Below are 24816 nucleotides of genomic sequence, written 5' to 3'. Positions count from 1 at the left end.
CTAATAGCTATTGTCGCGAATAATAGATTCGATCAAATTATTGACCGCACTTTCATCATATTGCAGCACATTCGTGGAATAAAGCGTTGTAGCTGGCGCTTGGTCACGCAAGGTTTCACCTTGGCTATCGGTCACATTCACTTTCACAGTCGCAGAAAGACCGATACGTAATGGATTTTCAGCTAGCTGTTGCGGATCTAATTGAATACGCACTGGCACGCGTTGCACCACTTTGATCCAGTTACCGGTTGCATTTTGGGTTGGTAATAATGAGAATGCACTACCCGTACCCATTTCAATTCCCACGACTTTTCCATTAAAGGTTTTATCTTTGCCGTAAAGGTCGAAATGAATTTCAACCGGCTGACCAATTCGCATATGGGTTAATTGTGTTTCTTTGAAGTTGGCGTCTAACCACATTTGATCGGTAGTGACCACTGCCATTAATGCGCCACCAACAGAAACGGCTTGTCCTACTTGCGCATTGCGACGAGCCACATAGCCTTTAATTGGGCTGCGGATTTTCGTACGCTCTAAATTCAACCAGGCTTGTTTCAAATTACTGACCGCACTTTGAATTTGCGGTTGTTCACTTAAAGGACCGTCTAACAATAAGGCTTGATTGGCTTCAAGTTGGTTTTGTGAGGTCGTTAAGTTCGCTTTTGCCAGTTCAACGGCCTCTTTGGCGTGTTGGAAAGACTCTTTATCAATTGCGCCATCTTTGACTAATTGTACTCGACGGTTCAAGTTTCCTTGCGCTTGAGCAAGGGTAATTTCATTCGCACGAACGGCAGATTTTAATTGTTTTACGGTGTAATTCAGTTGCGAAACTTGGCGAACCGCATTGGCTAAATTGCTTTTAGCTTGCTCAAAACTCAATTTGGCGTTGGTGTCATCCAGCTCTAATAACACATCGCCCGCTTGTACGGGATCCATATTATCGACATTAATTTTCGAAATATTTCCTGCTACTTGTGCCGAAATCATCACCTGATTGCCGCTCACATAGGCATCTTCCGTTTCTTCAAAGCCTTTAATAAAGAAATACCAATAAGCCACAGAGCCGACCGAAATCAGAAGAAGCAAAAGAATAAAAATAGAAAGCCCTTTTTTACGTTGTTGAGATTTATTATTTGAAGAGTTTTGTGTGTCTGTTTGTTGATCGGACATAATGCGAGCCTTATCGGAAAATGATGAAGCAAAAAGGCTTCAGTCTATAAAATATGAATGTTTGTTCATTATGAACGTGAATTAGAATTATTTCAAGAATGACCGCACTTTAGCGTAAAAAAGTACATAGTTCAGAGGCTACCTTCAATATCGGATTAATCTACCCGACTCATCCTGACTGGGGAATATCTATAAGAGCTTGTTTATAATGAACGTTACCAAAGCTGAGAGTGGGGTTTTGTTATAGTTACTGTAAATAAAAAAGAAAATCCTTTGTTAAATTAGCAAAGGATTTTTTTGTAAGAAGTGATTAGCTAGGTAGTTTTGTAGTCGCTTTTAACGCGATATACCCCACAATCGCAGAAACAGTAGAACCTAATAAGATCCCTAAGCGAGAAAGGGCGTTAATGCTTTCACCTGCATCGGCATTGAAGGCAAGGCTGGCTAAGAACATTGACATGGTGAAACCGATACCACATAAAATCGCCACGGCAAAAATTTGTTTGAAGTTGATGCCTTGTGGAAGTTTTGCTATGCCTAGTTTAACGGAAAGATAGCTGAAACCAAATACACCAAGTGGTTTTCCGATAATTAAGCCAAGAGAAATCGCGAGCAATAATGGTGATGTCAGCATGTTGAGATCAATGCCATCGAAGCTTACCCCCGCATTAGCAAACGCAAATAATGGCAGGATAACAAAGGATGACCAAGGGGCAAGAATGTGCTCAAAGTCGTGTAATGGTGTTTCGCCATTTTTGCCTTTCAATGGAATACAAAATCCGATGATAACCCCTGCAAGGGTAGCGTGCACACCTGACTTTAATACAGAAGCCCATAAGATTGTACCCACTACCATATAGGCACAAAGTGCGGTCACTTTAAAGCGGTTTAATGCGATAAGTACAATAATAGCAACTGCAGCAAAGATGAGTGCTTGTACACTTAAACCGTGCGAGAAAAACAGAGCAATAACAACGATGGCACCTAAGTCATCAATAATGGCTAAAGCAAGTAAAAAGATCTTTAGTGGGAGTGGCACTTGTTTACTTAATAACGACATGATCCCGAGTGCAAAGGCGATATCTGTTGCCATTGGAATAGCCCAGCCATCGGCTAAAGTAGGATCTTGTTGTGCAATAAAAATATAAATCAAGGCAGGAATAACCATTCCGCCAACGGCAGCAATCGCAGGAAAAACTGCTTGTTGATAACTTGAAAGGGAGCCTTCGAATAATTCTCTTTTGACTTCCATTCCAACTAAAACAAAGAATACCGCCATAAAACCATCGTTGATCCAGTGAATTAAGGTTTTATCGATAGAAAAAGTCCCCACTTGAATACTGACTGGTAAGTTTAAAAAGTCGTTATAGTTTTGATTGAGCGGTGAATTGGCTAATAGCATTGCGACTACCGCTGAAAAAAGTAATAAAATTCCGCCAGCTGATTCCAATTTGAAAAAACGCTGAATTTGTTGAATCAAACTCAGTTTATTCATTCATTCTCTCCTAAAAAAGTAATAAAAAATAATAAAGGCTGGATATTATCACAAATTTACTGATTTTGGGAAACTAGGCATTGGATAATGTGTGATTTAATCGGAATGTGATAGATTTCGTGATCTATTTCACAAAATTTATTTTCATTTTTGGAATAAAAAACAATTTAATAGTAAAATTCTTAAAATTTATTTATTCGAGAATACTTATGTTTTCAAAAAAAGACATCATCGTACTAGGTATGATGATTTTTGCTTTATTTTTAGGCGCGGGAAATATTATTTTCCCACCGATGGAGGGGTACTCCGCAGGCAACCATTGGGCAACGGCTTCGCTAGGGTTTGTGATAACAGGCGTACTCATGCCATTTATTACATTGGTTGTGGTGTCAGTATTAGGACGTGGCGAAGAACTGACTAAGGACTTACCCAAGTGGGCAGGCGTATCCTTTTTAACCATTCTTTATTTAGTCATCGGTTCAACCTTTGCAATGCCTCGAATTACCAATGTCGCTTATGAAATGGCATGGTTGCCATTGGGGCTCGTTGAAGATAGTGCGACGACACGTTTGATTTTCTCTGTGATCTTTAATATTATCGCGATGGGATTCATGATTCGCCCAAGTACCATTATTTCAACGCTGGGTGAAGTGATGACGCCGGCATTGTTGGTATTATTACTCGTTGTTGGGATCACGGTTTTTGTTTCACCTCTTTCTGACATTGTTGCGCCTTCCCAGGCTTATGCTGAGAATTCAGCACTAACTACAGGATTAATTAGTGGTTATCAAACGATGGATGTACTGGCTGCGATTGCCTTTGGTGGCATTGTTGCACGGGCGTTGTCTGCAAAAAATGTGACTAATCCACAAAAGATTGTTCAATATACGATTTCAGCGGGCTTTGTTTCTGTCATTTTATTAGGTTGTTTATATTTTGCCTTATTCTATTTAGGGGCGACTTCTGATGCTGTGGCACAAGGTGCAACAAATGGCGGCCAAATTTTCTCTCGTTATGTGAACAGTTTATTCGGCACGGCGGGAACCTGGATCATGGCAGGGATTATTACTTTAGCAAGTTTAACCACGTTAGTGGGCGTAACCAGTGCTTGTGGTGATTATTTCTCCAAGTTTTCGACACGTTTTTCCTATCCATTTTGGATCGTCTTCTTCACCGCCATGACTACAATTATTTCACAATATGGCTTAACAAAATTACTCCGAGTGACAATTCCAGCCTTATTGTTGATTTACCCAATGGCGATCATGTTAGTGGTTTTACAGCTTGTGCGTAATAAATTGCCTTCTATTCGATTGAGCTATTACACCACTATTTTTGTGACAGTTTGTTTTAGTTTAATTGATAGCTTGAAAAACTTGGATATGTTGCCGGAAGGTTTACATCAAATCATGACTCATTTCCCGCTCTATTCACAAGGGCTTGCGTGGCTTGTACCCGCATTATGTACTTTAGTGCTTTCCATGATATTTGGGAAAACGATTTCAAAATAACAAAAATGCCGACAATGATTTGTCGGCATTTTTTATATCAAGTGCGGTCGTTTTTTCACGCGTTTTTAGGCGGCTAGACGTTGTCTCACAATTTCAAATAAACATACGCCAGTCGCAACTGAAACGTTGAGGGATGAAACAGAGCCCGCCATTGGAATACTAATCAGCTGATCGCAGTGCTCACGCGTAAGGCGACGCATGCCTTCACCTTCCGCCCCCATCACTAAGGCAAGAGAACCCGTGAGTTTGCTTTGGTAAATGGTTTCTGTTGCTTCGCCAGCTGTACCTACTACCCAAATATTATGATTTTGTTGTAGATCTCGCAAAGTGCGCGCTAAGTTAGTAACACGAATTAATGGTACGGTCTCCGCAGCACCGCAAGCCACTTTACGTGCAATAGAAGTGAGTTGAGCGGATTTATCTTTTGGTACGATAACTGCACTCACACCAGCTGCATCCGCAGTACGTAAACAGGCTCCTAGGTTATGGGGATCTGTCACACCATCAAGCACCAATAAAAGAGGATTTTGTTTACGAGTAAGAAGTTCATCTAAATCATGTTCATTCAGTTCTTTGGCTTCTTGCACTCGAGCAATCACACCTTGATGCACTTCACCATTGGATTTTTTATCTAATGTTTGACGGTTTACAAATTGCACCGCAATGCCTAAAGCATAGAGCTCATTGAGTAACGGTTGCAGGCGTTTATCTTCACGGCCTTTCAGCACAAAAACTTCAATTAAACGTTCAGGGCTATTTGCTAAAATGCTGTTTACAGCATGGATACCATAGATATTTTCTGACATAGGGTTCTCTTGTTTATTATTTTTTGTCATTATCCTCCCTCTTTAGCAAAGAGGGGGAAGTGGATATTCAGTAAAAATATTATTTCTTCCGTTTTCTAGTCGGTTTCTTAGAAACATCTTTATTTTTAACCGCACTTTTGCGTTTTTTTGACGCTTTAGGTGGCAGTTCCTTAAAGACTTTTTTCGCTTTTTGTTTCGCTGTTTTGCCCAAGCGACGAGGTTTTCTGGCACTTTCGACTAAACTGAAATCCACCATTTTTTGTTCTAAATGAACGGCGAGCACGCGAATTTTGACTTTATCGCCAAGGCGATAAATCATACCACTATTTTCACCGATTAAACGTTGTTTTGCCGCATCAAATTGATAGTAGTCGTTATCTAAAGTAGAAATATGGACTAAGCCGTCAATGAATAAATCATCCAAACGAACGAATAAGCCAAAGCCCGTTACAGATGAGATCACTCCGCTAAATTCAGCACCCACGTGATCTTGCATATATTCACATTTCAGCCAATCTGCTACTTCGCGAGTGGCATCATCGGCACGGCGTTCTGTCATCGAGCAGTGATCGCCTAATAAATCCATTTCATCAAAGGAATAGTGATAGCCACCAGTATCCGTCGTTTTACGTTTGGCGCCTTTTTCTTTCGCTAACAAATACTTAATCCCACGATGTAGGGTTAAATCTGGATAACGACGAATCGGGGAAGTGAAGTGTGCATATTCTTCTAACGCCAAACCAAAGTGGCCGATATTATCCGCATGATAAACCGCTTGGCTTAATGAACGGAGCAACATGGTTTGAATGAGTTCGTGATCCGGACGATCTTTCACTTGCTCTAACAATTTCGCATAATCTTTTGTGGTCGGTTTCATGCCACCTTCAAGGCTTAAACCACATTCACTTAAAAACGCACGGAAAGACGTCAGTTTTTCTTCACTCGGAGTGGCATGAATACGATAGAGTGCAGGCTCTTTATGCTTTTCCATAAAGTTTGCTGCTGCAATATTTGCAAGAATCATGCATTCTTCAATGATTTTGTGCGCATCATTTCGCACAACAGGTTCAATGCGATCAATTCGTCCCATGGCATTGAAAATAAATTTGGTTTCGATGGTTTCAAAATCGATGGCACCACGTTGTTTGCGTGCATTTAGCAATGCTTGATAGAGATGATGCAGTTCTTCTAAATGTGGTACTAGCCCTTGATAGCGCGTGCGAAGTTCATCATCGCCGTCTAAAATTGCCGCGACTTTCGTATAGGTTAAACGTGCATGAGAATTCATTACCGCTTCATAAAAACGATAGTCCGTGAGTTTACCTTTGGCAGAAATGTGCATTTCACACACCATACACAAGCGATCAACTTGTGGATTCAGTGAACACAATCCGTTCGATAAAATCTCAGGCAACATTGGTACAACACGATTTGGGAAGTAAACGGAGTTACCTCGGTTATAAGCTTCAGTGTCTAATGCAGAACGTAAACGCACATAATAGCTGACATCGGCAATCGCCACCCAAAGTTTCCAGCCTTTACCGCTTTTTTCGCAATATACAGCATCATCAAAATCGCGCGCATCTTCGCCATCAATGGTAACCAGTGGCAGATTGCGTAAATCCACACGGCCTTTTTTTGCTTCTTCAGGCACTTCTTCCGTGAATTTTTTAACGTATTTTTCGACCGCACTTGGGAATTGGTGAGGGATGTCATGATTACGAAGGGCGATCTCCACTTCCATCCCTTTTGCCATATTGTCACCCAGAATTTCGCTAATGATACCAATAGGTTGAGTAAAGGAGGCGGATCGTTCTTGCAATTCGACCACGACAACTTGCCCCATTCTGGCGCCATTTCGGTGTTCATTAGGGACTAAAATATCTCGTCCGATACGACTGTCATCAGGCACCACATAGCTAAAGCCATTTTCTAAGAAGAAACGGCCGACAATTTGTTTTTTACGACTTTCAAGCACGCGAACAATACGGACTTCGCGACGACCTCGGCGATCTAAGCCTGCAGGTTGCGCTAATACAAAATCACCATGCATTACACGTTGCATTTGGTGATTAGGAATAAAGAGATCCTCTTTTTTACCTTCGACTTGTAAAAAGCCATAGCCTTCGCGATGGCCGATGACCATGCCTTTGAATAAATCTAATTTTTCAGGCAAGGCATAGCGTTTACGTTTAGTAAAAACTAACTGTCCATCATTCTCCATGGCACGCAAGCGACGACGCATGGCTTCTTGTTGTTCGTCACTTTTAATTGAAAGTGCGGTCAGTATTTCCTCCCGACTCATCGGGGCATTATTTTCACGGATGATTTGCAGAATGTAGTCTCTGCTTGGGATCGGATTACCATATTTGGCTAATTCTTTTTGATAGTTCGGATCTGCTTTTTTAAAAGATTTTTTGGTCATTTATTGTTTGTTTTATGATTAATTTTTAAGTTGTGGGGTAGTTTACAGGTTAAAGGGGGGAATGCAAGCTTGTTATCAGACGTTTGTGGCAGGACGGTTTAAGACAAACAAAAACCGCACCAAAGTGCGGTTTTATTTTTAAGCTGTTTTAATGCTTTAATTACGCTAATTTTTTGATTTGAGCAGCTAATTTAGCTTTGTGGTTTGCTGCTTTGTTAGCGTGGATTAAGCCTTTAGAAGCCATACGGTCAACAACTTTTTGCATTTCAACGAATGCTGCTTCAGCTGCTGCTTTTTCACCTGCTGCTACTTGAGCATATACTTTTTTGATGTAAGTACGCATCATAGAGCGTTGGCTTGCGTTGTGTTGGCGGCGTTTTTCAGATTGAACCGCACGTTTTTTTGCTGACTTGATATTAGCCAAGGTCAAACTCCTAAAATTTCTGTTAGATGATTATGACAAAATAAGGGCGTAGAATATGCCGATTTTTTATACTTTTGTCAATGAATAATTTGTGTTGATTTCGGTGAGACACAACCGAAAGTAAGCATCGTTATTTAAAAAAAGCGCTTTCTATTGGCTCACACAAACGATGTGGGCAGGATTTTATCAGTTTTTTTCGTTGGAATATAGCGTAAAAACAAAAATTCTATACAATTAAGGCAAATTTTTTTGAAGAGACCCCTATTTTGAGTAAACGACTTTTAAAATCCGGCATTATCGTGAGTGGGATGACACTAGTGTCCCGTGTGTTAGGTTTAGTCCGCGATGTGGTAATAGCCCATTTAATCGGTGCAGGCGCGGCGGCAGACGTGTTTCTATTCGCTAACCGTATCCCAAACTTTTTACGTCGTTTATTTGCGGAAGGGGCATTTTCTCAGGCTTTCGTACCCGTATTAGCCGAATATCAAAAATCGGGCGATCTTTCTAAAACCCGAGAATTTATCGGGAAAGTATCGGGTACACTAGGCGGATTAGTCAGTATTGTCACTTTACTTGCTATGGTAGGTTCACCTGTTGTGGCGGCGATCTTTGGAATGGGCTGGTTTACCGATTGGCTAAATGACGGACCTGATGCGCACAAATTTGAACAAGCGTCTTTACTCTTGAAAATCACCTTTCCTTATTTATGGTTCGTCACCTTTGTGGCACTTTCCGGCGCGATTTTAAATACGATAGGCAAATTTGGCGTGATGTCGTTTTCGCCTGTTTTACTCAATATCGCCATGATTGCAACTGCACTTTTCCTCGCGCCAAGATTAGACAATCCTGATCTTGCCCTTGCTATCGGGATCTTCTTAGGTGGTTTATTACAATTTTTATTCCAAATCCCTTTCTTGAAAAAAGCCGGCTTGCTCGTAAAACCAAAATGGGCATGGCATGATGAAGGGGTAGCCAAAATTCGTCGATTGATGATTCCTGCCTTGTTCGGGGTTTCCGTAAGTCAAATCAACTTGCTACTTGATACGGTCATTGCCAGTTTCTTAATGACGGGATCTATTAGTTGGCTTTATTATTCTGATCGTCTATTAGAGTTTCCACTTGGTCTATTTGGTATCGCCATTTCCACCGTGATTTTACCGACACTTGCTCGCCATCACGTGAATCGAGAAGACAATTCTTCCCAAAGTGCGGTTGATTTTCGCGATACCATGGACTGGGGCGTGCGAATGATTTTATTACTCGGTGTGCCTGCCGCGATTGGGATTGCCGTGTTAGCCCAGCCGATGTTACTGGTATTGTTTATGCGTGGCAGTTTTACCTTAACAGATGTGTACGCAGCCTCTTATTCTTTATGGGCATTCAATGCTGGTTTGCTTAGCTTTATGCTGATTAAGATCCTAGCTAATGGCTATTACGCACGCCAAGACACTAAAACGCCCGTGAAAATCGGGATCATCGCCATGGTGAGCAATATGGGCTTTAATGTATTGGCGATTCCATTTAGTTATGTGGGCTTAGCGATTGCTTCTGCCATGTCAGCAACCTTAAATGCTTATTTGCTTTATCGTGGTTTAGCTAAAGAGGATGTATACCATTTTTCACGTAAAAGTGCGGTCTTTTTTCTGAAAGTTTTAGGGGCAGCCTTAGCTATGGGCGGTTTGGTTTGGTATAACTGCCCACCGATTCAAGAATGGGCAGCCATGACATTTTTAATGCGTATCTATTGGTTGGTTTGGTTAATTGGGTTGGCTGCGGTCGTTTATTTAGGCGTATTGGTGCTATTAGGTGTTCGTAAACACCATTTACTGACAAAACATTAAGTTACCGCTATAATGCACCGATTATTTTTTGTTTTTTTGGATAAGATGTAATGCAATTAATTCGTGGGCTTCATAATTCACAGCCATATTTGTCAGGGTGCGCATTAACCATTGGCAATTTTGATGGGGTGCATTTGGGGCATCAGGCGATTTTGCGTCATCTTCGTCAGAAAGCGAATGCGCTGAATTTACCTATGGCAGTGATGCTTTTCGAACCACAACCGCGCGAATATTTTATGGGCGACAAAGCCCCCGCGCGTTTAATGCGATTAAGAGATAAGTTGCATTATTTGGCTCAGGCGGGTGTGGATGTGGTCATCGTCGCGAAATTTGACCGCACTTTTGCTGATCTTCCGGCAGAACAATTTATTGAAGATTGGCTTGTACGTAAATTAAATGTGAAGTTTCTCAGCATTGGTGACGATTTCAAATTTGGTGCGAAACGTTTAGGCAATTTTGCGATGTTGCAGCAAGCCGGAAAGCAGTTTGGTTTTGAAGTAGAAGACAGCCGCACCTTCTGTTTAGATGAGTTGCGTATTAGTAGCACCGCTATTCGTGAAGCGTTGGCTAAAGATGATTTACAGCATGCGCAAAATTTACTCGGCAAGCCTTATCGTATTTTTGGACGAGTTATCCACGGCAATAAATTAGGCCGAACCATTGGTTTTCCTACCGCGAATGTTCGCTTACATCGTCAAGTGAACCCAGTTAAAGGCGTTTATGCGGTGAAAGCGCGGTTGAAATCAGGCGAGATTTTTAATGGCGTCGCCAACATGGGAAAACGCCCAACCATTAACGGTACGATACAATTATTAGAAGTCCATTTATTTGATTTTTCTCAGAATATTTATGGACAAATGATAGAGGTAGAATTCTGCCATAAGATTCGAGATGAGATAAAGTTTCCGTCTTTTGAGGCGTTGAAAGCTCAAATTGAACAAGACGTAAAAACAGCGAAAGCATTTTTTGCAAAATAGAATTATATTGAAATATAAAATTGGAAAATAACATGACAGTTGATTACAAAAACACGTTAAATTTACCTGAAACAGGTTTCCCAATGCGTGGCGATTTAGCTAAACGCGAACCTGTAATGTTAAAAAATTGGTATGACAAACAGTTGTATCAAAAAATTCGTCAAGCGACAAAAGGTAAAAAATCCTTTATTTTGCATGATGGCCCTCCATATGCGAACGGTAACATCCATATCGGTCACGCCGTTAATAAAATTCTGAAAGATATTATTGTTAAATCTAAAACGGCGTTAGGTTTTGATTCGCCTTATATCCCGGGTTGGGACTGTCACGGTTTGCCAATTGAATTAAAAGTAGAAGGTTTGGTGGGTAAACCAAATGAGAAAGTGACCGCTGCTGAATTCCGTCAAAAATGTCGTGAATATGCGGCAGAGCAAGTAGAAGGTCAGAAAAAAGATTTTATCCGTTTAGGCGTGTTAGGCGATTGGGATAATCCTTATTTAACGATGAACTTCAACACCGAAGCAAACATCATCCGTACACTCGGTAAAGTGATTGCGAATGGTCACTTATACAAAGGTTCAAAACCGGTGCACTGGTGTTTGGATTGTGGCTCTTCTTTAGCAGAAGCAGAAGTGGAATACGAAGACAAAGTTTCTCCGTCTATCTACGTGCGTTTCCCTGCTGTAAGTGCGGTTGAAATTGAAGAGAAATTTAACGCAGTAGGCAAAGGCCATGGCAAATTATCAGCAGTGATTTGGACTACCACACCTTGGACTATGCCGTCTAACCGTGCGATTGCAGTAAATGCAGACTTAGAATACAACTTAGTACAACTTGGCGATGAGCGTGTGATTTTAGCTGCTGAATTAGTGGAATCTGTGGCGAAAGCGGTGGGTGTAGAACAAGTTGAAGTGTTAGGTTCAGTAAAAGGTCAAGCGCTTGAGTTAGTACGCTTTAATCATCCGTTCTATGATTTCACTGTACCAGTGATTTTAGGTGATCACGTGACCACTGATGGCGGTACAGGTTTAGTTCATACCGCGCCAGACCACGGTTTAGACGACTTTATTGTTGGACAAAAATATAATTTACCAATGGCGGGCCTTGTATCGAATGACGGTAAATTTATTTCAACGACTGAATTCTTCGCAGGCAAAGGTGTATTTGAAGCTAATCCATTGGTTGTTGAAAAATTACAAGAAGTGGGCAACTTATTAAAAGTTGAGAAAATCAAACACAGTTACCCACACTGTTGGCGTCACAAAACTCCGATTATTTTCCGTGCGACACCACAATGGTTTATCGGTATGGAAACACAGGGTTTACGCCAACAAGCATTAGGCGAAATCAAAGGCGTACGTTGGATTCCTGATTGGGGTCAAGCACGTATCGAGAAAATGGTTGAAAACCGCCCAGACTGGTGTATTTCTCGTCAACGTACTTGGGGCGTACCGATGACCTTATTCGTGCACAAAGAAACCGAAGAGCTTCATCCGCGTACCTTAGAGTTACTTGAAGAAGTAGCGAAACGTGTTGAGAAAGCGGGTATTCAAGCATGGTGGGATTTAGACGAAAAAGAATTATTAGGGGCTGATGCAGAAACCTATCGCAAAGTGCCTGATACCCTTGACGTGTGGTTTGACTCAGGATCAACCTATTCTTCTGTTGTCGCGAATCGTCCAGAATTTAATGGTCAAGATATCGATATGTATTTAGAAGGTTCTGACCAACACCGTGGTTGGTTTATGTCTTCTTTAATGCTTTCTACTGCAACAGATAATAAAGCACCATACAAACAAGTGTTAACCCATGGTTTCACTGTAGATGGTCAAGGCCGTAAGATGTCAAAATCTATCGGTAACATCGTGACCCCACAAGAAGTGATGGATAAATTTGGTGGTGACATTTTACGTTTATGGGTGGCTTCTACCGACTATACGGGTGAAATGACCGTTTCTGATGAGATCTTAAAACGAGCCGCGGATAGCTATCGTCGTATTCGTAACACCGCACGTTTCTTATTAGCGAACTTGAATGGTTTTGATCCGCAACGTGATGCGGTTAAACCGGAAGAAATGATTAGCTTGGATCGTTGGGCGGTAGCTTGTGCGTTAGATGCACAAAAAGAAATTAAAGAGGCGTACGATAACTATCAATTCCACACAGTGGTACAACGTTTAATGCGTTTCTGTTCTGTGGAAATGGGCTCGTTCTACCTTGATATTATCAAAGACCGTCAATACACCACCAAAGCGGATAGTCTTGCGCGTCGTAGCTGCCAAACAGCGTTATGGCACATTGCGGAAGCTTTAGTACGTTGGATGGCACCAATCCTGTCATTCACGGCAGATGAAATTTGGGGCTACTTACCACAAACCGCGACGCCACGTGCAGAATTCGTCTTTACTGAAGAATTCTACGAAGGCTTATTTGGCTTAGGCGAGAATGAAAAATTAGATGATGCTTACTGGCAACAACTCATTAAAGTTCGTTCTGAAGTGAACCGTGTACTGGAAATCGCGCGTAACGATAAAGTGATCGGTGGTGGTTTAGAAGCTGAAGTAACAGTTTATGCTAACGATGAATACCGTGCATTGTTAGAACAATTAGGCAATGAATTACGTTTCGTGTTAATTACCTCAAAAGCAGAAGTGAAAGCATTAGCAGAGAAACCAGCGGATGTGGCTGCGGGTGAGTTAGAGGGAATTGCGGTAAGCGTAGCACGTTCTAACGGTGAAAAATGTCCACGTTGCTGGCATTATTCTGACAAAATCGGCGCGAATCCTGAACATCCTACACTTTGTCCACGTTGTGTGGAAAACGTAGCAGGTAACGGCGAAGTACGTCAGTTCGCGTAAGCTTAACATCATAAAGAAAAAGTGCGGTCGAAATTGACCGCACTTTTTTTATGCTGAAATGAACAGAAATAAAAAGGCTGATATGAATCAGCCTTAAAGATTTTATTGGTTAAAAGTATTACATACAGAAGGGTTGGCGCTTTGTAAGCCTTTTCTGAACCATTCTAGACGCTGTGCTGATGTACCGTGAGTGAAACTATCAGGCACCACATAACCTTGGCTGCGTTTTTGTAAACGGTCATCACCTACAGCTTCTGCTGCATTAAACGCTTTTTCTTCATCACCGCGTTCAAATAAACCACTTTTTACCGCTTGGCTCGCCCAAACACCGGCGAAACAGTCAGCTTGAAGTTCTAATTGAACAGAAAGTTGATTTGCCGTTTTACGATCGCTACTTTGTTGTGCACGATTTACTTGTGGCAGAATACCAAGCATATTTTGCACGTGGTGACCGACTTCGTGTGCAATTACATAAGCAAAGGCCGAATCGCCTGCTGCACCCAGTTTATTTTTCATTTCATTATAGAATGATAAATCAAGGTAAACTTTGCGATCACTCGGGCAGTAGAACGGGCCCATTGCAGATTGACCGGTACCACAAGCCGTTGGGGTCACTCCATTGTAAAGCACCATGGTTGGCTCACTATAGGTTTTCCCCATTTGTCTAAAATATTGTCCCCAAACGGTTTCAGTATCCGCTAATACAACTTTAGAAAGACTCGCAAGCTGCTGTTCTTCTTGGGTTTCTAATCGTTGAGCGCTTTGTCCTGAAAAATCAGGCGTACCCACTAAGCCTGAAAGATCCACACCATAATAAGCGCCGACTAAAAGAATGATAATACCGAGCACACCGGTGCCTTTTCCGCCACCGAAGTTACCGCCAGAACCACGTCTATCTTCAATATTTGAGCTTTCTCTACGACCTTCCCAACGCATAATTTGTCCTTTCTGAGTGAGTAAATTAAAAATCGGCGTATTCTATCAAAGTGCGGTCAATTTTAGATCAGTTTTCTTGAAATATTTACATAGCTTTACACTCTGATTTATAGACTTCTTAAGGGAATTTCAGTATCGTAATAATCCCTTAAACAAACATACAAAAGGAACTTTAAAATGGGTTTATTTGATTTTGTCAGTGACATTGGTAAGAAAGTTTTCTCTAAAGAAGAAGATGCGTCTAAAGCAGTGACTCAACACATCGCAGAAGACAATCCAGGCGTGGAAAACTTATCGGTTACCGTGGAAAATGGTGTAGCAAATATCCAAGGTGTGGCATCAACTGCAGCAGCATTAGAAAAAGCAGTATTAATGGCGGGTAACATTCAAGGTATCCATTCAGTAACGAGCGATGCAAGCATCAATAACGGTGAAACCTTAGGCAGTGATGAAACATTCTATGTAATCCAAAAAGGTGACACCTTGTGGAAAATCGCAGAGAAAGCTTATGGAAACGGTGCGAAATACACCGCTATCGTTGAAGCAAACAAAGAAGTGATTAAAGACGCGGATAAGATTTTCCCAGGTCAAAAAATTCGTTTACCGAAAGGTTTATAATTCGATAAAAAGTGCGGTTATTTTTGACCGCACTTTTTTCTTTATCAAAAATTGTTGATAAATTGTGCAATTTTAGCTAGTTTTCTATTGAATTTTCTGGTTTCTATCGACTGTTTGATTTTCTTTCGCTATAATTTGGCGGTTTTTTATTTTTACAAACAATAACGTGTTCGGTGTGGTTTTTACCGAGTGCAACATTAATTGAGGTTACAAATGTCATTAAATATTGAAACAACTCAAGGTTTAGAGCGTCGTGTGACGATCACCGTTCCAGCTGAAGCTGTAGAAAAAGCAACTCGTGAAGAATTCAAACGTGCAGCAAAAAATGTACGTGTTGATGGTTTCCGTAAAGGTCACGTGCCAGCTCACATCATTGAACAACGTTTTGGCGCATCAATCCGTCAAGATGTATTAAACGATCTATTACCACGTCATTTCTTTGATGCAGTCATCGCTGAGAAAATCAACATCGCAGGTCGTCCAACTTTCGCTATCGAAACGTTCGAACCAGGTAAAGATTTATCATTCACAGCAACTTTCGAAGTATACCCAGAAGTTGAATTAAAAGGCTTAGAAAATATCAAAGTTGAGAAACCAACTGTTGAAATCACTGAAGCTGATATCGATAAAATGATTGAGGTATTACGTAAACAACAAGCCACTTGGGTTGAAAGCAAAGCCGCAGCGAAAGCAGATTCTCGCGTAACCATCGACTTCGTTGGTTCTGTAGATGGCGAAGAATTCGAAGGCGGTAAAGCAACTGATTTCGTTCTATTCATGGGCCAAGGTCGTATGATCCCTGGTTTTGAAGAGGGCATCGTAGGTCACAAAGCAGGCGAACAATTCGATATCAATGTGACTTTCCCAGCGGAGTACCATTCTGAAAACTTAAAAGGTAAAGATGCAAAATTTGCGATCACCTTGAAAAAAGTAGAAGAAATGGAATTACCAGAATTAACAGATGAATTCGTTGCTAAATTTGGTCCAAACACCAAAACTGTGGCAGATTTACGTGCAGAAATCCGTAAAAACATGGAACGTGAATTGAAAAACGCATTAGTTTCTCGCGTTAAACAACAAGTCATCAATGGTTTAATCGAACAAAACCCAATTGATGTTCCAGCTTCTGCAGTAGAAGAAGAAATCAATGTGTTACGTAACCAAGCAGCACAACGTTTCGGTGGCAATGCACAACAAGCGGCACAATTACCACGTGAATTATTTGAAGCAGATGCAAAACGTCGTGTTCAAGTCGGTTTATTATTCTCTGAAGTGATCAAATCAAACGAATTGAAACCAGATGAAGAACGTGCGAAAGCAATGATCGCGGATATCGCTTCTGCTTACGAACAACCAGCTGAAGTAGTTGAATATTACAGCAAAAATGAAGAATTAATGAACAACATTCGCAATGTAGTATTAGAAGAACAAGCCGTTGATGCCGTTCTTGCTAAAGCTCAAGTGACTGAAAAAGCGTCTTCATTTGATGAGATCATGAATCCACAAGCATAATAATTGATAGAATGTGAATTAAATTCACAGGTATATCATCGAAAGTGCGGTTGTTTTTTTCAATGAAAAGCGACCGCATTTTTGTTTTTACTGATTTTCGGGTAGAATATTGCCCGATTTTTTAGCACATATTTAGGGGCAAAAATGAGTGTAATTCCTATGGTTGTCGAACAAACCTCTCGTGGTGAACGTTCGTACGACATTTATTCCCGCCTATTAAAAGAGCGCGTGATCTTCTTGAGTGGTGAAGTAGAAGATCGTATGGCAAATTTGATCGTGGCACAGCTACTTTTCTTAGAATCAGAAGATCCGAAAAAAGATATCAATATTTATATTAACTCACCGGGCGGTTCAGTGACTGCGGGTATGGCAATTTACGATACCATGCAATTTATTAAACCGGATGTGCGTACCCTTTGCATTGGTCAAGCTTGCTCAATGGGCGCATTTTTACTTGCAGGAGGTACTGCAGGAAAACGTGCTGCATTACCAAATGCACGCGTGATGATTCACCAACCGTTAGGTGGTTTCCGTGGACAAGCATCAGATATTCAGATCCACGCACAAGAAATTTTAAAAATTAAACAAACCTTAAACGAGCGTCTTGCTTTCCATACTGGTCAAAGCATCGAACGTATCGAAAAAGACACCGATCGTGACAACTTTATGTCGGCAGAAGAAGCAAAAGCTTACGGCTTAGTGGACGATGTGTTGATTAAACGTTAAGGATTTAACATGACAACAAATGATAACGATCTTCACTGTTCTTTCTGCGGAAGAGAGAAAAGTGAAGTAGGTAAATTAATTGCGGGTACAGATGGTTATATTTGTAACGAGTGTATCGAGCTTTGCCACAGTATGTTGGAAGACAGTGGAGAAATCGAAACACCTAGCGAACTGGCAGTTGAAGAAAAATTACCAACACCGCACGAAATTCGTGCTCACTTAGATGATTATGTGATTGGGCAAGATTATGCGAAAAAAGTCTTGTCAGTGGCCGTTTACAATCATTATAAACGCTTACGCACGAACCACCAAAGCAATGATGTGGAATTAGGTAAAAGTAACATCTTGTTAATTGGTCCAACAGGTAGCGGTAAAACCTTATTAGCTCAAACCTTGGCGCGTCGTTTAAATGTGCCTTTTGCTATGGCCGATGCGACGACGTTAACTGAAGCTGGTTATGTGGGCGAAGACGTGGAAAATGTTCTGCAGAAATTATTGCAAAACTGCGATTACGATACGGAAAAAGCAGAGCAGGGCATTATCTATATTGATGAAATTGATAAAATCAGCCGTAAATCAGAAGGGGCGTCTATTACTCGCGATGTGTCTGGTGAAGGTGTGCAACAAGCTTTATTAAAATTAATTGAAGGCACTATTGCGTCTGTGCCTCCACAAGGTGGACGTAAACACCCACAACAAGAAATGTTGAAAGTGGATACTTCGAAAATTCTCTTTATTTGTGGTGGGGCATTTGCCGGCTTAGATAAAATTATCGGTAAGCGTACACAAACTGATACTGGAATTGGTTTTGATGCGAAAGTAGAGAAAGAAGAAGACAAAGAAAATCTTTCTGAATTATTCCGTCAAGTTGAGCCAGATGATTTAATGAAATTTGGTTTGATTCCAGAATTTATTGGTCGTCTTCCAATGATTGCGCCATTAAGCGAATTAGATGAAGAAGCGTTAATTCAGATCCTTACTCAACCGAAAAATGCACTGACCAAACAATATCAAGCATTATTTGGCTTAGAAGATGTGGAACTTGAATTCACGCCAGAAGCATTAAAAGCGATGGCGAAAAAAGCCCTTGAACGTAAAACCGGTGCACGTGGTTTACGCTCAATCGTTGAGGCGGTATTGTTAGATACGATGTATGATTTACCTTCAATCGAAAACTTGCAAAAAGTGATTGTGGATGAAGAAACCATCGTTGATAACAAACCACCAAAGCTCGAATATAAAAACTAATAGAAAGTGCGATTGTTTTTTCTAACATTTTTCATAGGCAATCCCGAAAGAAAATGCTACAATCGCACGCTCTGAAATTAATCTAAAAATTATTTATCCCTTATTTTATACGGATTCACTTATGGCAACTGAAATTGTTGAGAAAAAGAAACATGACCAAGAACAAGTCGTAGAAGGAAAATCAAAAGGCTTAAACACGCTTCTTTGGATTCTTTCTGTGGCATTTTTTACTGCTGCAGCGATTGGTAACGTTTATTTTAAAGACGCCTTCTCTTTACCTGTGCGTGTAATTGGCGTAGTTGTCGCTTTATTAATTGCTTTTGGTTTAGCTGCAATTACCAACCAAGGTACAAAAGCTCGCACATTCTTTAGCGAAGCAAAAGTTGAAGGTCGTAAAGTGGTATGGCCAACTCGTGCAGAAACACGTCAAACCACTTTAATCGTTATTGGGGTAACCGTGCTTACCTCTTTATTCTTCTGGGCAATTGATTCAATTATCATTGCATTGATTAACTTCTTAACTGATTTGAGATTCTAAAATGAGCGAAACTGAAAACGTATCCAAAAAACGTTGGTATGTATTGCAAGCATTCTCAGGCTTTGAGAGTCGTGTAGCAATCACATTGCGTGAATATATCAAACAACAACAAATGGAAGATCAGTTTGGTGAAGTGTTAGTGCCGACTGAAGAAGTCGTTGAAAACGTAGCAGGTAAACGTCGTAAAAGCGAACGTAAATTCTTCCCTGGCTATGTATTAGTTGAAATGGCAATGAATGATGACACATGGCACTTAGTAAAAAGCGTACCACGTGTAATGGGCTTTATCGGTGGTACACCAGATAAACCAGCACCAATTTCTAAACGTGAAGCAGATTTAATTTTAAATCGTTTAGAGCAAAGTGCTGAAAAACCACGTCATCGTAAAGAATATCAACCAGGTGAAGAAGTGCGTGTGACAGAAGGTCCATTTGCTGACTTTAATGGTACGGTTGAAGAAGTGGATTACGAAAAAGGGCGCTTAAAAGTGTCTGTCTCTATCTTCGGTCGTGCAACACCAGTTGAGCTTGAATTTGGTCAAGTGGAAAAAACACGTTAATTTCCCTTTTCCAAAATAAGAAATTTAATGACCGCACTTAAAAAATAAAGTGCGGTTGTTTTTCGAGTAGTTTTTCTGCTTGAAATTTTGAGGCTGATTAATTAAAATACAGCCTTTCATTAACAGGGGAGCCGATTTCGGCGTTATCACCCATTTAGAGGAAACTAAAAAATGGCAAAAAAAGTCCAAGCATACGTTAAGTTGCAAGTTGCAGCTGGTATGGCAAACCCATCACCACCAGTTGGTCCTGCATTAGGTCAACAAGGTGTGAACATCATGGAATTCTGTAAAGCATTCAACGCTCGTACTGAGAGCTTAGAAAAAGGTTTACCAATTCCAGTTGTTATCACTGTATATGCAGACCGTTCATTCACTTTCATTACTAAAACTCCACCAGCAGCAGTATTATTGAAAAAAGCTGCAGGTATCAAATCTGGTTCTGGTAAACCGAACAAAGATAAAGTGGGTAAAGTAACTTTAGATCAAGTTCGTCAAATCGCTGAAACTAAAGCAGCAGATATGACTGGCGCGACTATCGAAACTAAAATGAAATCAATTGCTGGTACTGCTCGCTCAATGGGCTTAGTGGTGGAGGAATAATACGATGGCTAAATTGACTAAAAAAATGAAAGCAATCAAAGCTGGCGTAGATTCTACTAAAGCATACGAAATCAACGAAGCAATCGCGTTATTAAAACAATTCGCAACGGCTAAATTCGTTGAAAGTGTTGACGTTGCAGTAAACTTAGGTATCGATCCTCGTAAATCAGACCAAAACGTTCGTGGTGCAACTGTATTACCACACGGTACTGGTCGTGAAGTACGTGTAGCTGTGTTCACCCAAGGTGCTAACGCAGATGCAGCTAAAGAAGCTGGCGCTGATTTAGTCGGTATGGAAGATTTAGCAGAGCAAATCAAAAAAGGCGAAATGAACTTTGATGTTGTTATCGCTTCTCCTGATGCAATGCGTGTTGTTGGTCAATTAGGTCAAGTATTAGGCCCACGTGGTTTAATGCCAAACCCTAAAGTTGGTACCGTAACACCAAACGTTGCTGAAGCAGTTAAAAATGCTAAATCTGGTCAGATCCGTTATCGTAACGATAAAAACGGTATCATCCACACAACAATTGGTAAAGCAAACTTCTCTGAAGTTCAATTAAAAGAAAACCTTCAAGCATTATTGGCTGCTTTAAACAAAGCAAAACCAACTACTGCAAAAGGTATCTTTATCAAGAAAGTAAGCATCTCTACAACTATGGGGGCTGGTGTGGCTGTTGATCAAGCTTCACTATAATTAAGCGTTAAAACTTAATTCAAATTAACCGCACTTTGGGTAACTAAAGTGCGGTTATTTTTTACATGCTTTTCAATAAGTGAAATGTTGAGAATATAAAAAGAGCGCTCAAATTTCATTATATTTTGAATTTGACCGCTCTTTCTTATGAGAGATTACTTCGCTAAAGCGAAAATGGCTTCAATAGCTTCTTTAGTATACGTTTTTTCCACTTTAGCTCTGATTGCAGTTTGAGCCGCATTTTCAATAATTTCAGCTAAGGTTTCATCATCAATACCAAGTTGTTCAAGACTCGTTGGTGTGCCGATTTTATCAAACCAAGCTTTTAAGGCTAGGATACCGTCTTCAGCCTTGTCTAAGCCAAATATTTCTTTAGCAAAGCGTTTGAATTGAGCAGGCCTTTGAAATTGATACCATTGCATCCACGCAGGCATAATCACGGAAAGGCCAGCACCATGTGGCACATCTGAAATCGCACTCATGGAATGCTCAATCATATGATTTGGGAAACCGTAAGGTGAGATACCTAAATGCGTTAAACCATTTAACGCCAGTGTAGCCGCCCAGGCAAATTCACCACGAGCATTGAGATCTTGTGGATCATTGAGCAGGATTTCCGTGGTGCGAATAACGGTTTTAATATTGCTTTCTACTAAGAAATCAACAATTTCAGGGCGATATTCCGCCGTGAAATAGGCTTCAATCGAATGAGCAATAATATCTGCAGCAGAATACACTAAGTAATCACGACTGACGGTCGCTTGTAATTTCGGATTAATGACTGATACTTTTGGGAATAAATGATTGTTGTGAATCGAATATTTTTGCTGTGTTTCTTCATTGGTAATGACTGAGCCCCAGTTCATTTCGCTGCCTGTTGCCGCAAGGGTGATCACATCGAAAATCATTAATGCTTTTTGTACCGGTGTGCCTTTAAAGAAGTCCCAAGTATCACCCTCATAGCACGCACCTGCCGCGATCGCTTTCGCACTATCAAGGCAAGAGCCGCCACCGATACTCAACACGCTATCTGCACCAAAGGCTTTCGCCATTGCAACGGCTTCACGAACTTTACTGATTGTCGGGTTGCTTTTTACGCCACCACATTCAATGTATTCAATGCCATGTTCACGTAAGCTTTTCGCCACATCTTCAAATAAACCGGATTGTTTGACACGTTCACTACCATAGATAATTAAGGCCTTTTTTGCACCGTATTCATGCATATATTTACCCATCTCTTTTTCTTTATCGAGACCAAATTCAATGCGAGTAGGGTTTTGAAAACTAAATGGATACATATTTATCTCCTTATTATCTGTTAAGTGCGGTCATTTTTTGCGTTGTTTTTATTCCACAAAATAGTGCGGAATGAAGTGGCTATCATTGCCGGTAACTGGGGTAAAATCTTCTCTTAATCCAATGCCACAAGCCACATCACCCACTACCCAAGAGCCAATCATAGGGTACATACCATCAAAATTTGGCAGTTCAAATTTTTGTTGATAGATGTAACCTGCTTGATCGTAAAAGGTAGAATGTTCGCTACCTTTGGCAGCAAATTCTAGACCATTACGTTTTTCATAGTAAGAAACATTGGCACCCTCACGGCCCAACGTCGGTTTTTTCACCCATATTGATTGACGATCGGTAATATCATGTTTACTAAAGTAAGCGGGTAGTAATAAAGGGTGGTTTGGATGTTTTTGCCACAATTTCGCTAATAGCACTTTATTGCTTAATAGTAATTTCCACGCTGGTTCAATAAAAGTGGTGGATGAATTAAGCATGTGTGGCGCATATTCTGTGGTGGTCATCCATTCGAGCGGATAGAGCTTAAATAAACAATCAATAGGTTGATTATTCAGATCGAGGAATTGCTGACTGTCTTTATCGTAGCCCACATCTTCAATGGCAAGTTGATGAATATGCCAACCTGCGTTGTAAGCCACATCCGCTAAGTAATCAATATTGCCCCAATCTTCACGGCCTGCTTCTTGCATGGCACTAAAATGGAAATCTTTTAATCCAGTTTGCTGTTGAATAAACTGAAAGCGATTAAGCAATTCTTCGTGAATCCAATTGAATTGGTCACGATGCGCTAAGCCTTCAATTTGCTCTAACCATTGCCATTGCACCACGGCAGCTTCAAGCAGGGAAGTAGGCGTATCGGCATTGTATTCAAACATTTTGAGGTTTTCACCGTCATAACCAAAATCAAAACGGCCATATAAGTGCGGTACGTCTTTAGCCCATGTTTGTTCAATCAGATTTTTCTGTAAATCGGTGAAGCGATAATGGGCATAATCACCTTGTTTCACTTCATCGGCAACAAAGTCCATACACATCGCGTGCAATTCGTTGGTGGCGTCTTCAATATGATCGATTTCCGCTAGGGTAAATTCATACGCCACATTGTCCGACCAATAATGCGATCCATCAGAGGAAGGCAGATTATAGTAATCAAAGCCCACATCTAATAATTGTTGCACCATATTAGGGCGAGTAGGAAAGCCTGTGATTCGTTTCATATTTAACCGCCTGAGCTACGGTTACTGCTTGAATTTGAGCTTTTAAAGCCACCGCGTGAAACCGGTTTGCTGTAAGTGCTGCCTGCATTGCCTTTAACTAATACAGGCTTACCGACAGAACGATTAGTTTGCGGTTGGATAACTTGCCCCGTTGGTGTTGAAACGGCACGGTTACTTGGATTGTAACTAGGGCCTAAAAATGAGCCCATCGTACGCGCGATCATATAGCCCATTGCGGCACCTGCAATCGCACTGCCCATACTACCGTGTCCTTCTCCTGTTGCAGAACTCGTGTGGCTTGCTCCTTCTGAACCGTTTGAATTGCTAGAGTGAGTTGCACCATCAGGATTTAAGGTTTGTTTAACGGTCTGATTGTCTTCTGACCATTCACTATTATTGCTTGGACGTGTATTTAAATTGCCCGAGAGAGAGGAGCCAGCTCCAGCATGTGCAGTTGTGCTGCTGTTATTTTCATTAGATTGGTCAGCTTCGCATAATTCAATTTTTTGCCAATCGGCTAAACAATCCTCAAGGCTATTATAAACATCTCGTTGAACTTGCTCTTCTGAGCAACCGCCCAATAAAGCCACAATAGAAAGGCTGACGAGAACTTGATTTTTCTTTTTCATCATAGGGTTAAAGTGTTAATAATTCAGTTAAATGATTGATTTCTAATGTAGGCAAAACACTTGCTTCAGTAAATGAATTGAGGTTTTTGCCTGATAAATTAATCCATACAGCTTGGCAGCCGGCTTGAATAGCGCCTTGAACATCCGTGGTTAAGTTGTCACCGATATGTAAAATTTCACTCGGTTTTACGCCAAAATAATGGGCGGTTTGGTGGAATAAATCTTGATGAGGTTTCGCTCTGCCTTGTTCTCCACCACGTAAACTCAGCTGAAAGTGTTCAAACCCAATACGTTTTGCAATCACATTACCATTGGTAATCACGCTAAGCGGGTATCGATCTTTCAGTTGATTCAGCACTTCAATACTTTCTGCGGGTACATCAATTTTATGTCGCCATTTAATAAACTCTTCCATGGCAAGCACTAAAGTGCGGTCAATTTCAACCGCACTCTTGCCATGATGTGCCAGTAAGTGCCGTAACGTTTCGACACGCCAGGCAATCACATCTTCAGCAATCAAGGGATCTTTCTCCGCCAGTTGCCATTTCCATCCTCGCCAATATTCTGAGGTAAGCTCACTCAGTTGTGCGTGTTCTTGCACACATTGAAGAAAGCGTTCTTCGGCTAAACGAATGACGTCATTGTTATCGTAAAGGGTGTCATCAAGATCAAAACTCATGACCTTGAAAGGCTGAAGACCGCGGTAAAATCGCATAGT

22 protein-coding genes are annotated in these 24816 nt (G+C 40.9%); 12 read left to right on the top strand and 10 right to left on the bottom strand.

The window, feature by feature from the left end; translation table 11 throughout:
- Positions 1-1170 carry an EmrA/EmrK family multidrug efflux transporter periplasmic adaptor subunit gene (locus PARA_RS01715; protein ID WP_014064265.1) on the bottom strand — a complete coding sequence of 390 codons (1170 nt, stop codon included), beginning with the start codon at positions 1168-1170 and terminating at the stop codon, positions 1-3.
- A gap of 310 nt (positions 1171-1480) precedes the next feature.
- A complete protein-coding gene (gene nhaA, locus PARA_RS01710; protein ID WP_014064264.1) occupies positions 1481-2665 on the bottom strand; it encodes a Na+/H+ antiporter NhaA in 1185 nt (394 codons plus the stop codon).
- A 209-nt stretch (positions 2666-2874) separates the two neighbouring features.
- On the opposite strand from nhaA, the gene brnQ reads away from it, so the two are divergent.
- Positions 2875-4176 (top strand): branched-chain amino acid transport system II carrier protein, encoded by a 1302-nt coding sequence (gene brnQ / locus PARA_RS01705; protein WP_014064263.1) that lies wholly within the window; start codon positions 2875-2877, stop codon positions 4174-4176.
- Between the two features lie 65 nt (positions 4177-4241).
- Here the strand turns inward: brnQ and rlmB are convergent, their stop codons facing one another.
- The 3 genes from rlmB to rpsT all read right to left on the bottom strand — a co-directional run bounded on the left by rlmB (position 4242) and on the right by rpsT (position 7831).
- Entirely contained in the window at positions 4242-4982 is a 741-nt protein-coding gene (gene rlmB / locus PARA_RS01700) for a 23S rRNA (guanosine(2251)-2'-O)-methyltransferase RlmB (protein ID WP_005698098.1), read from the bottom strand.
- A gap of 79 nt (positions 4983-5061) precedes the next feature.
- Positions 5062-7407: a ribonuclease R gene (gene rnr, locus PARA_RS01695; protein WP_014064261.1), complete on the bottom strand. Its 2346-nt coding sequence runs from the start codon at positions 7405-7407 to the stop codon at positions 5062-5064.
- Positions 7408-7567: 160 nt separating this feature from the next.
- On the bottom strand, positions 7568-7831 hold the full coding sequence (gene rpsT / locus PARA_RS01690) for a 30S ribosomal protein S20 (RefSeq protein ID WP_005695217.1): 264 nt from the start codon (positions 7829-7831) through the stop codon (positions 7568-7570).
- Positions 7832-8097: 266 nt separating this feature from the next.
- Between rpsT and murJ the strand changes: the two genes are divergently transcribed.
- The 3 genes from murJ to ileS are packed head-to-tail and all read left to right on the top strand — an operon-like array spanning position 8098 to position 13507.
- A complete protein-coding gene (gene murJ / locus PARA_RS01685; protein ID WP_041918196.1) occupies positions 8098-9672 on the top strand; it encodes a murein biosynthesis integral membrane protein MurJ in 1575 nt (524 codons plus the stop codon).
- 50 nt (positions 9673-9722) lie between these two features.
- Positions 9723-10649, top strand: coding sequence for a bifunctional riboflavin kinase/FAD synthetase (ribF, locus tag PARA_RS01680; protein ID WP_014064259.1), 927 nt, complete (start codon positions 9723-9725; stop codon positions 10647-10649).
- Positions 10650-10681: 32 nt separating this feature from the next.
- Complete coding sequence (gene ileS / locus PARA_RS01675; protein ID WP_014064258.1) at positions 10682-13507, top strand: isoleucine--tRNA ligase; 2826 nt, start codon at positions 10682-10684, stop codon at positions 13505-13507.
- 102 nt (positions 13508-13609) lie between these two features.
- Here ileS and PARA_RS01670 read toward each other — a convergent pair whose 3' ends face one another.
- The gene (locus PARA_RS01670; protein ID WP_014064257.1) at positions 13610-14443 is read right to left on the bottom strand and encodes a neutral zinc metallopeptidase; all 834 of its coding nucleotides are present in this window, start codon (positions 14441-14443) and stop codon (positions 13610-13612) included.
- A gap of 177 nt (positions 14444-14620) precedes the next feature.
- Between PARA_RS01670 and lysM the strand changes: the two genes are divergently transcribed.
- From lysM to rplA, 8 genes are all read left to right on the top strand, one after another.
- Positions 14621-15061 carry a peptidoglycan-binding protein LysM gene (gene lysM, locus PARA_RS01665; protein WP_014064256.1) on the top strand — a complete coding sequence of 147 codons (441 nt, stop codon included), beginning with the start codon at positions 14621-14623 and terminating at the stop codon, positions 15059-15061.
- 213 nt (positions 15062-15274) lie between these two features.
- On the top strand, positions 15275-16573 hold the full coding sequence (gene tig, locus PARA_RS01660) for a trigger factor (protein WP_014064255.1): 1299 nt from the start codon (positions 15275-15277) through the stop codon (positions 16571-16573).
- 144 nt (positions 16574-16717) lie between these two features.
- Positions 16718-17299, top strand: coding sequence for an ATP-dependent Clp endopeptidase proteolytic subunit ClpP (clpP, locus tag PARA_RS01655; RefSeq protein ID WP_005695224.1), 582 nt, complete (start codon positions 16718-16720; stop codon positions 17297-17299).
- 9 nt (positions 17300-17308) lie between these two features.
- A complete protein-coding gene (clpX, locus tag PARA_RS01650; protein WP_014064253.1) occupies positions 17309-18547 on the top strand; it encodes an ATP-dependent protease ATP-binding subunit ClpX in 1239 nt (412 codons plus the stop codon).
- 121 nt (positions 18548-18668) lie between these two features.
- Entirely contained in the window at positions 18669-19085 is a 417-nt protein-coding gene (gene secE / locus PARA_RS01645; RefSeq protein ID WP_014064252.1) for a preprotein translocase subunit SecE, read from the top strand.
- Between the two features lies 1 nt (position 19086).
- Entirely contained in the window at positions 19087-19644 is a 558-nt protein-coding gene (gene nusG / locus PARA_RS01640; RefSeq protein ID WP_005695227.1) for a transcription termination/antitermination protein NusG, read from the top strand.
- Positions 19645-19815: 171 nt separating this feature from the next.
- Entirely contained in the window at positions 19816-20244 is a 429-nt protein-coding gene (rplK, locus tag PARA_RS01635) for a 50S ribosomal protein L11 (RefSeq protein ID WP_014064251.1), read from the top strand.
- A gap of 4 nt (positions 20245-20248) precedes the next feature.
- Entirely contained in the window at positions 20249-20938 is a 690-nt protein-coding gene (gene rplA, locus PARA_RS01630) for a 50S ribosomal protein L1 (protein ID WP_005695230.1), read from the top strand.
- 155 nt (positions 20939-21093) lie between these two features.
- Here the strand turns inward: rplA and PARA_RS01625 are convergent, their stop codons facing one another.
- From PARA_RS01625 to PARA_RS01610, 4 genes are read right to left on the bottom strand one after another with little or no spacing between them, the layout of a single operon-like run.
- On the bottom strand, positions 21094-22239 hold the full coding sequence (locus PARA_RS01625) for an iron-containing alcohol dehydrogenase (RefSeq protein WP_014064250.1): 1146 nt from the start codon (positions 22237-22239) through the stop codon (positions 21094-21096).
- Between the two features lie 48 nt (positions 22240-22287).
- Entirely contained in the window at positions 22288-23469 is a 1182-nt protein-coding gene (locus PARA_RS01620; protein WP_014064249.1) for a glutathionylspermidine synthase family protein, read from the bottom strand.
- Positions 23470-23471: 2 nt separating this feature from the next.
- Positions 23472-24098 (bottom strand): hypothetical protein, encoded by a 627-nt coding sequence (locus tag PARA_RS01615; protein ID WP_041918195.1) that lies wholly within the window; start codon positions 24096-24098, stop codon positions 23472-23474.
- Between the two features lie 7 nt (positions 24099-24105).
- The gene (locus PARA_RS01610; protein ID WP_014064247.1) at positions 24106-24813 is read right to left on the bottom strand and encodes an HAD-IA family hydrolase; all 708 of its coding nucleotides are present in this window, start codon (positions 24811-24813) and stop codon (positions 24106-24108) included.
- Between the last annotated feature and the right edge of the window lie 3 nt (positions 24814-24816).

The organism is Haemophilus parainfluenzae T3T1, from assembly GCF_000210895.1.
Classification (GTDB): Bacteria; Pseudomonadota; Gammaproteobacteria; order Enterobacterales; family Pasteurellaceae; genus Haemophilus_D; species Haemophilus_D parainfluenzae_A.
The sequence above is the reverse complement of the archived record's forward strand: the minus strand, read 5'-3'. Positions and strand labels throughout refer to the sequence as shown.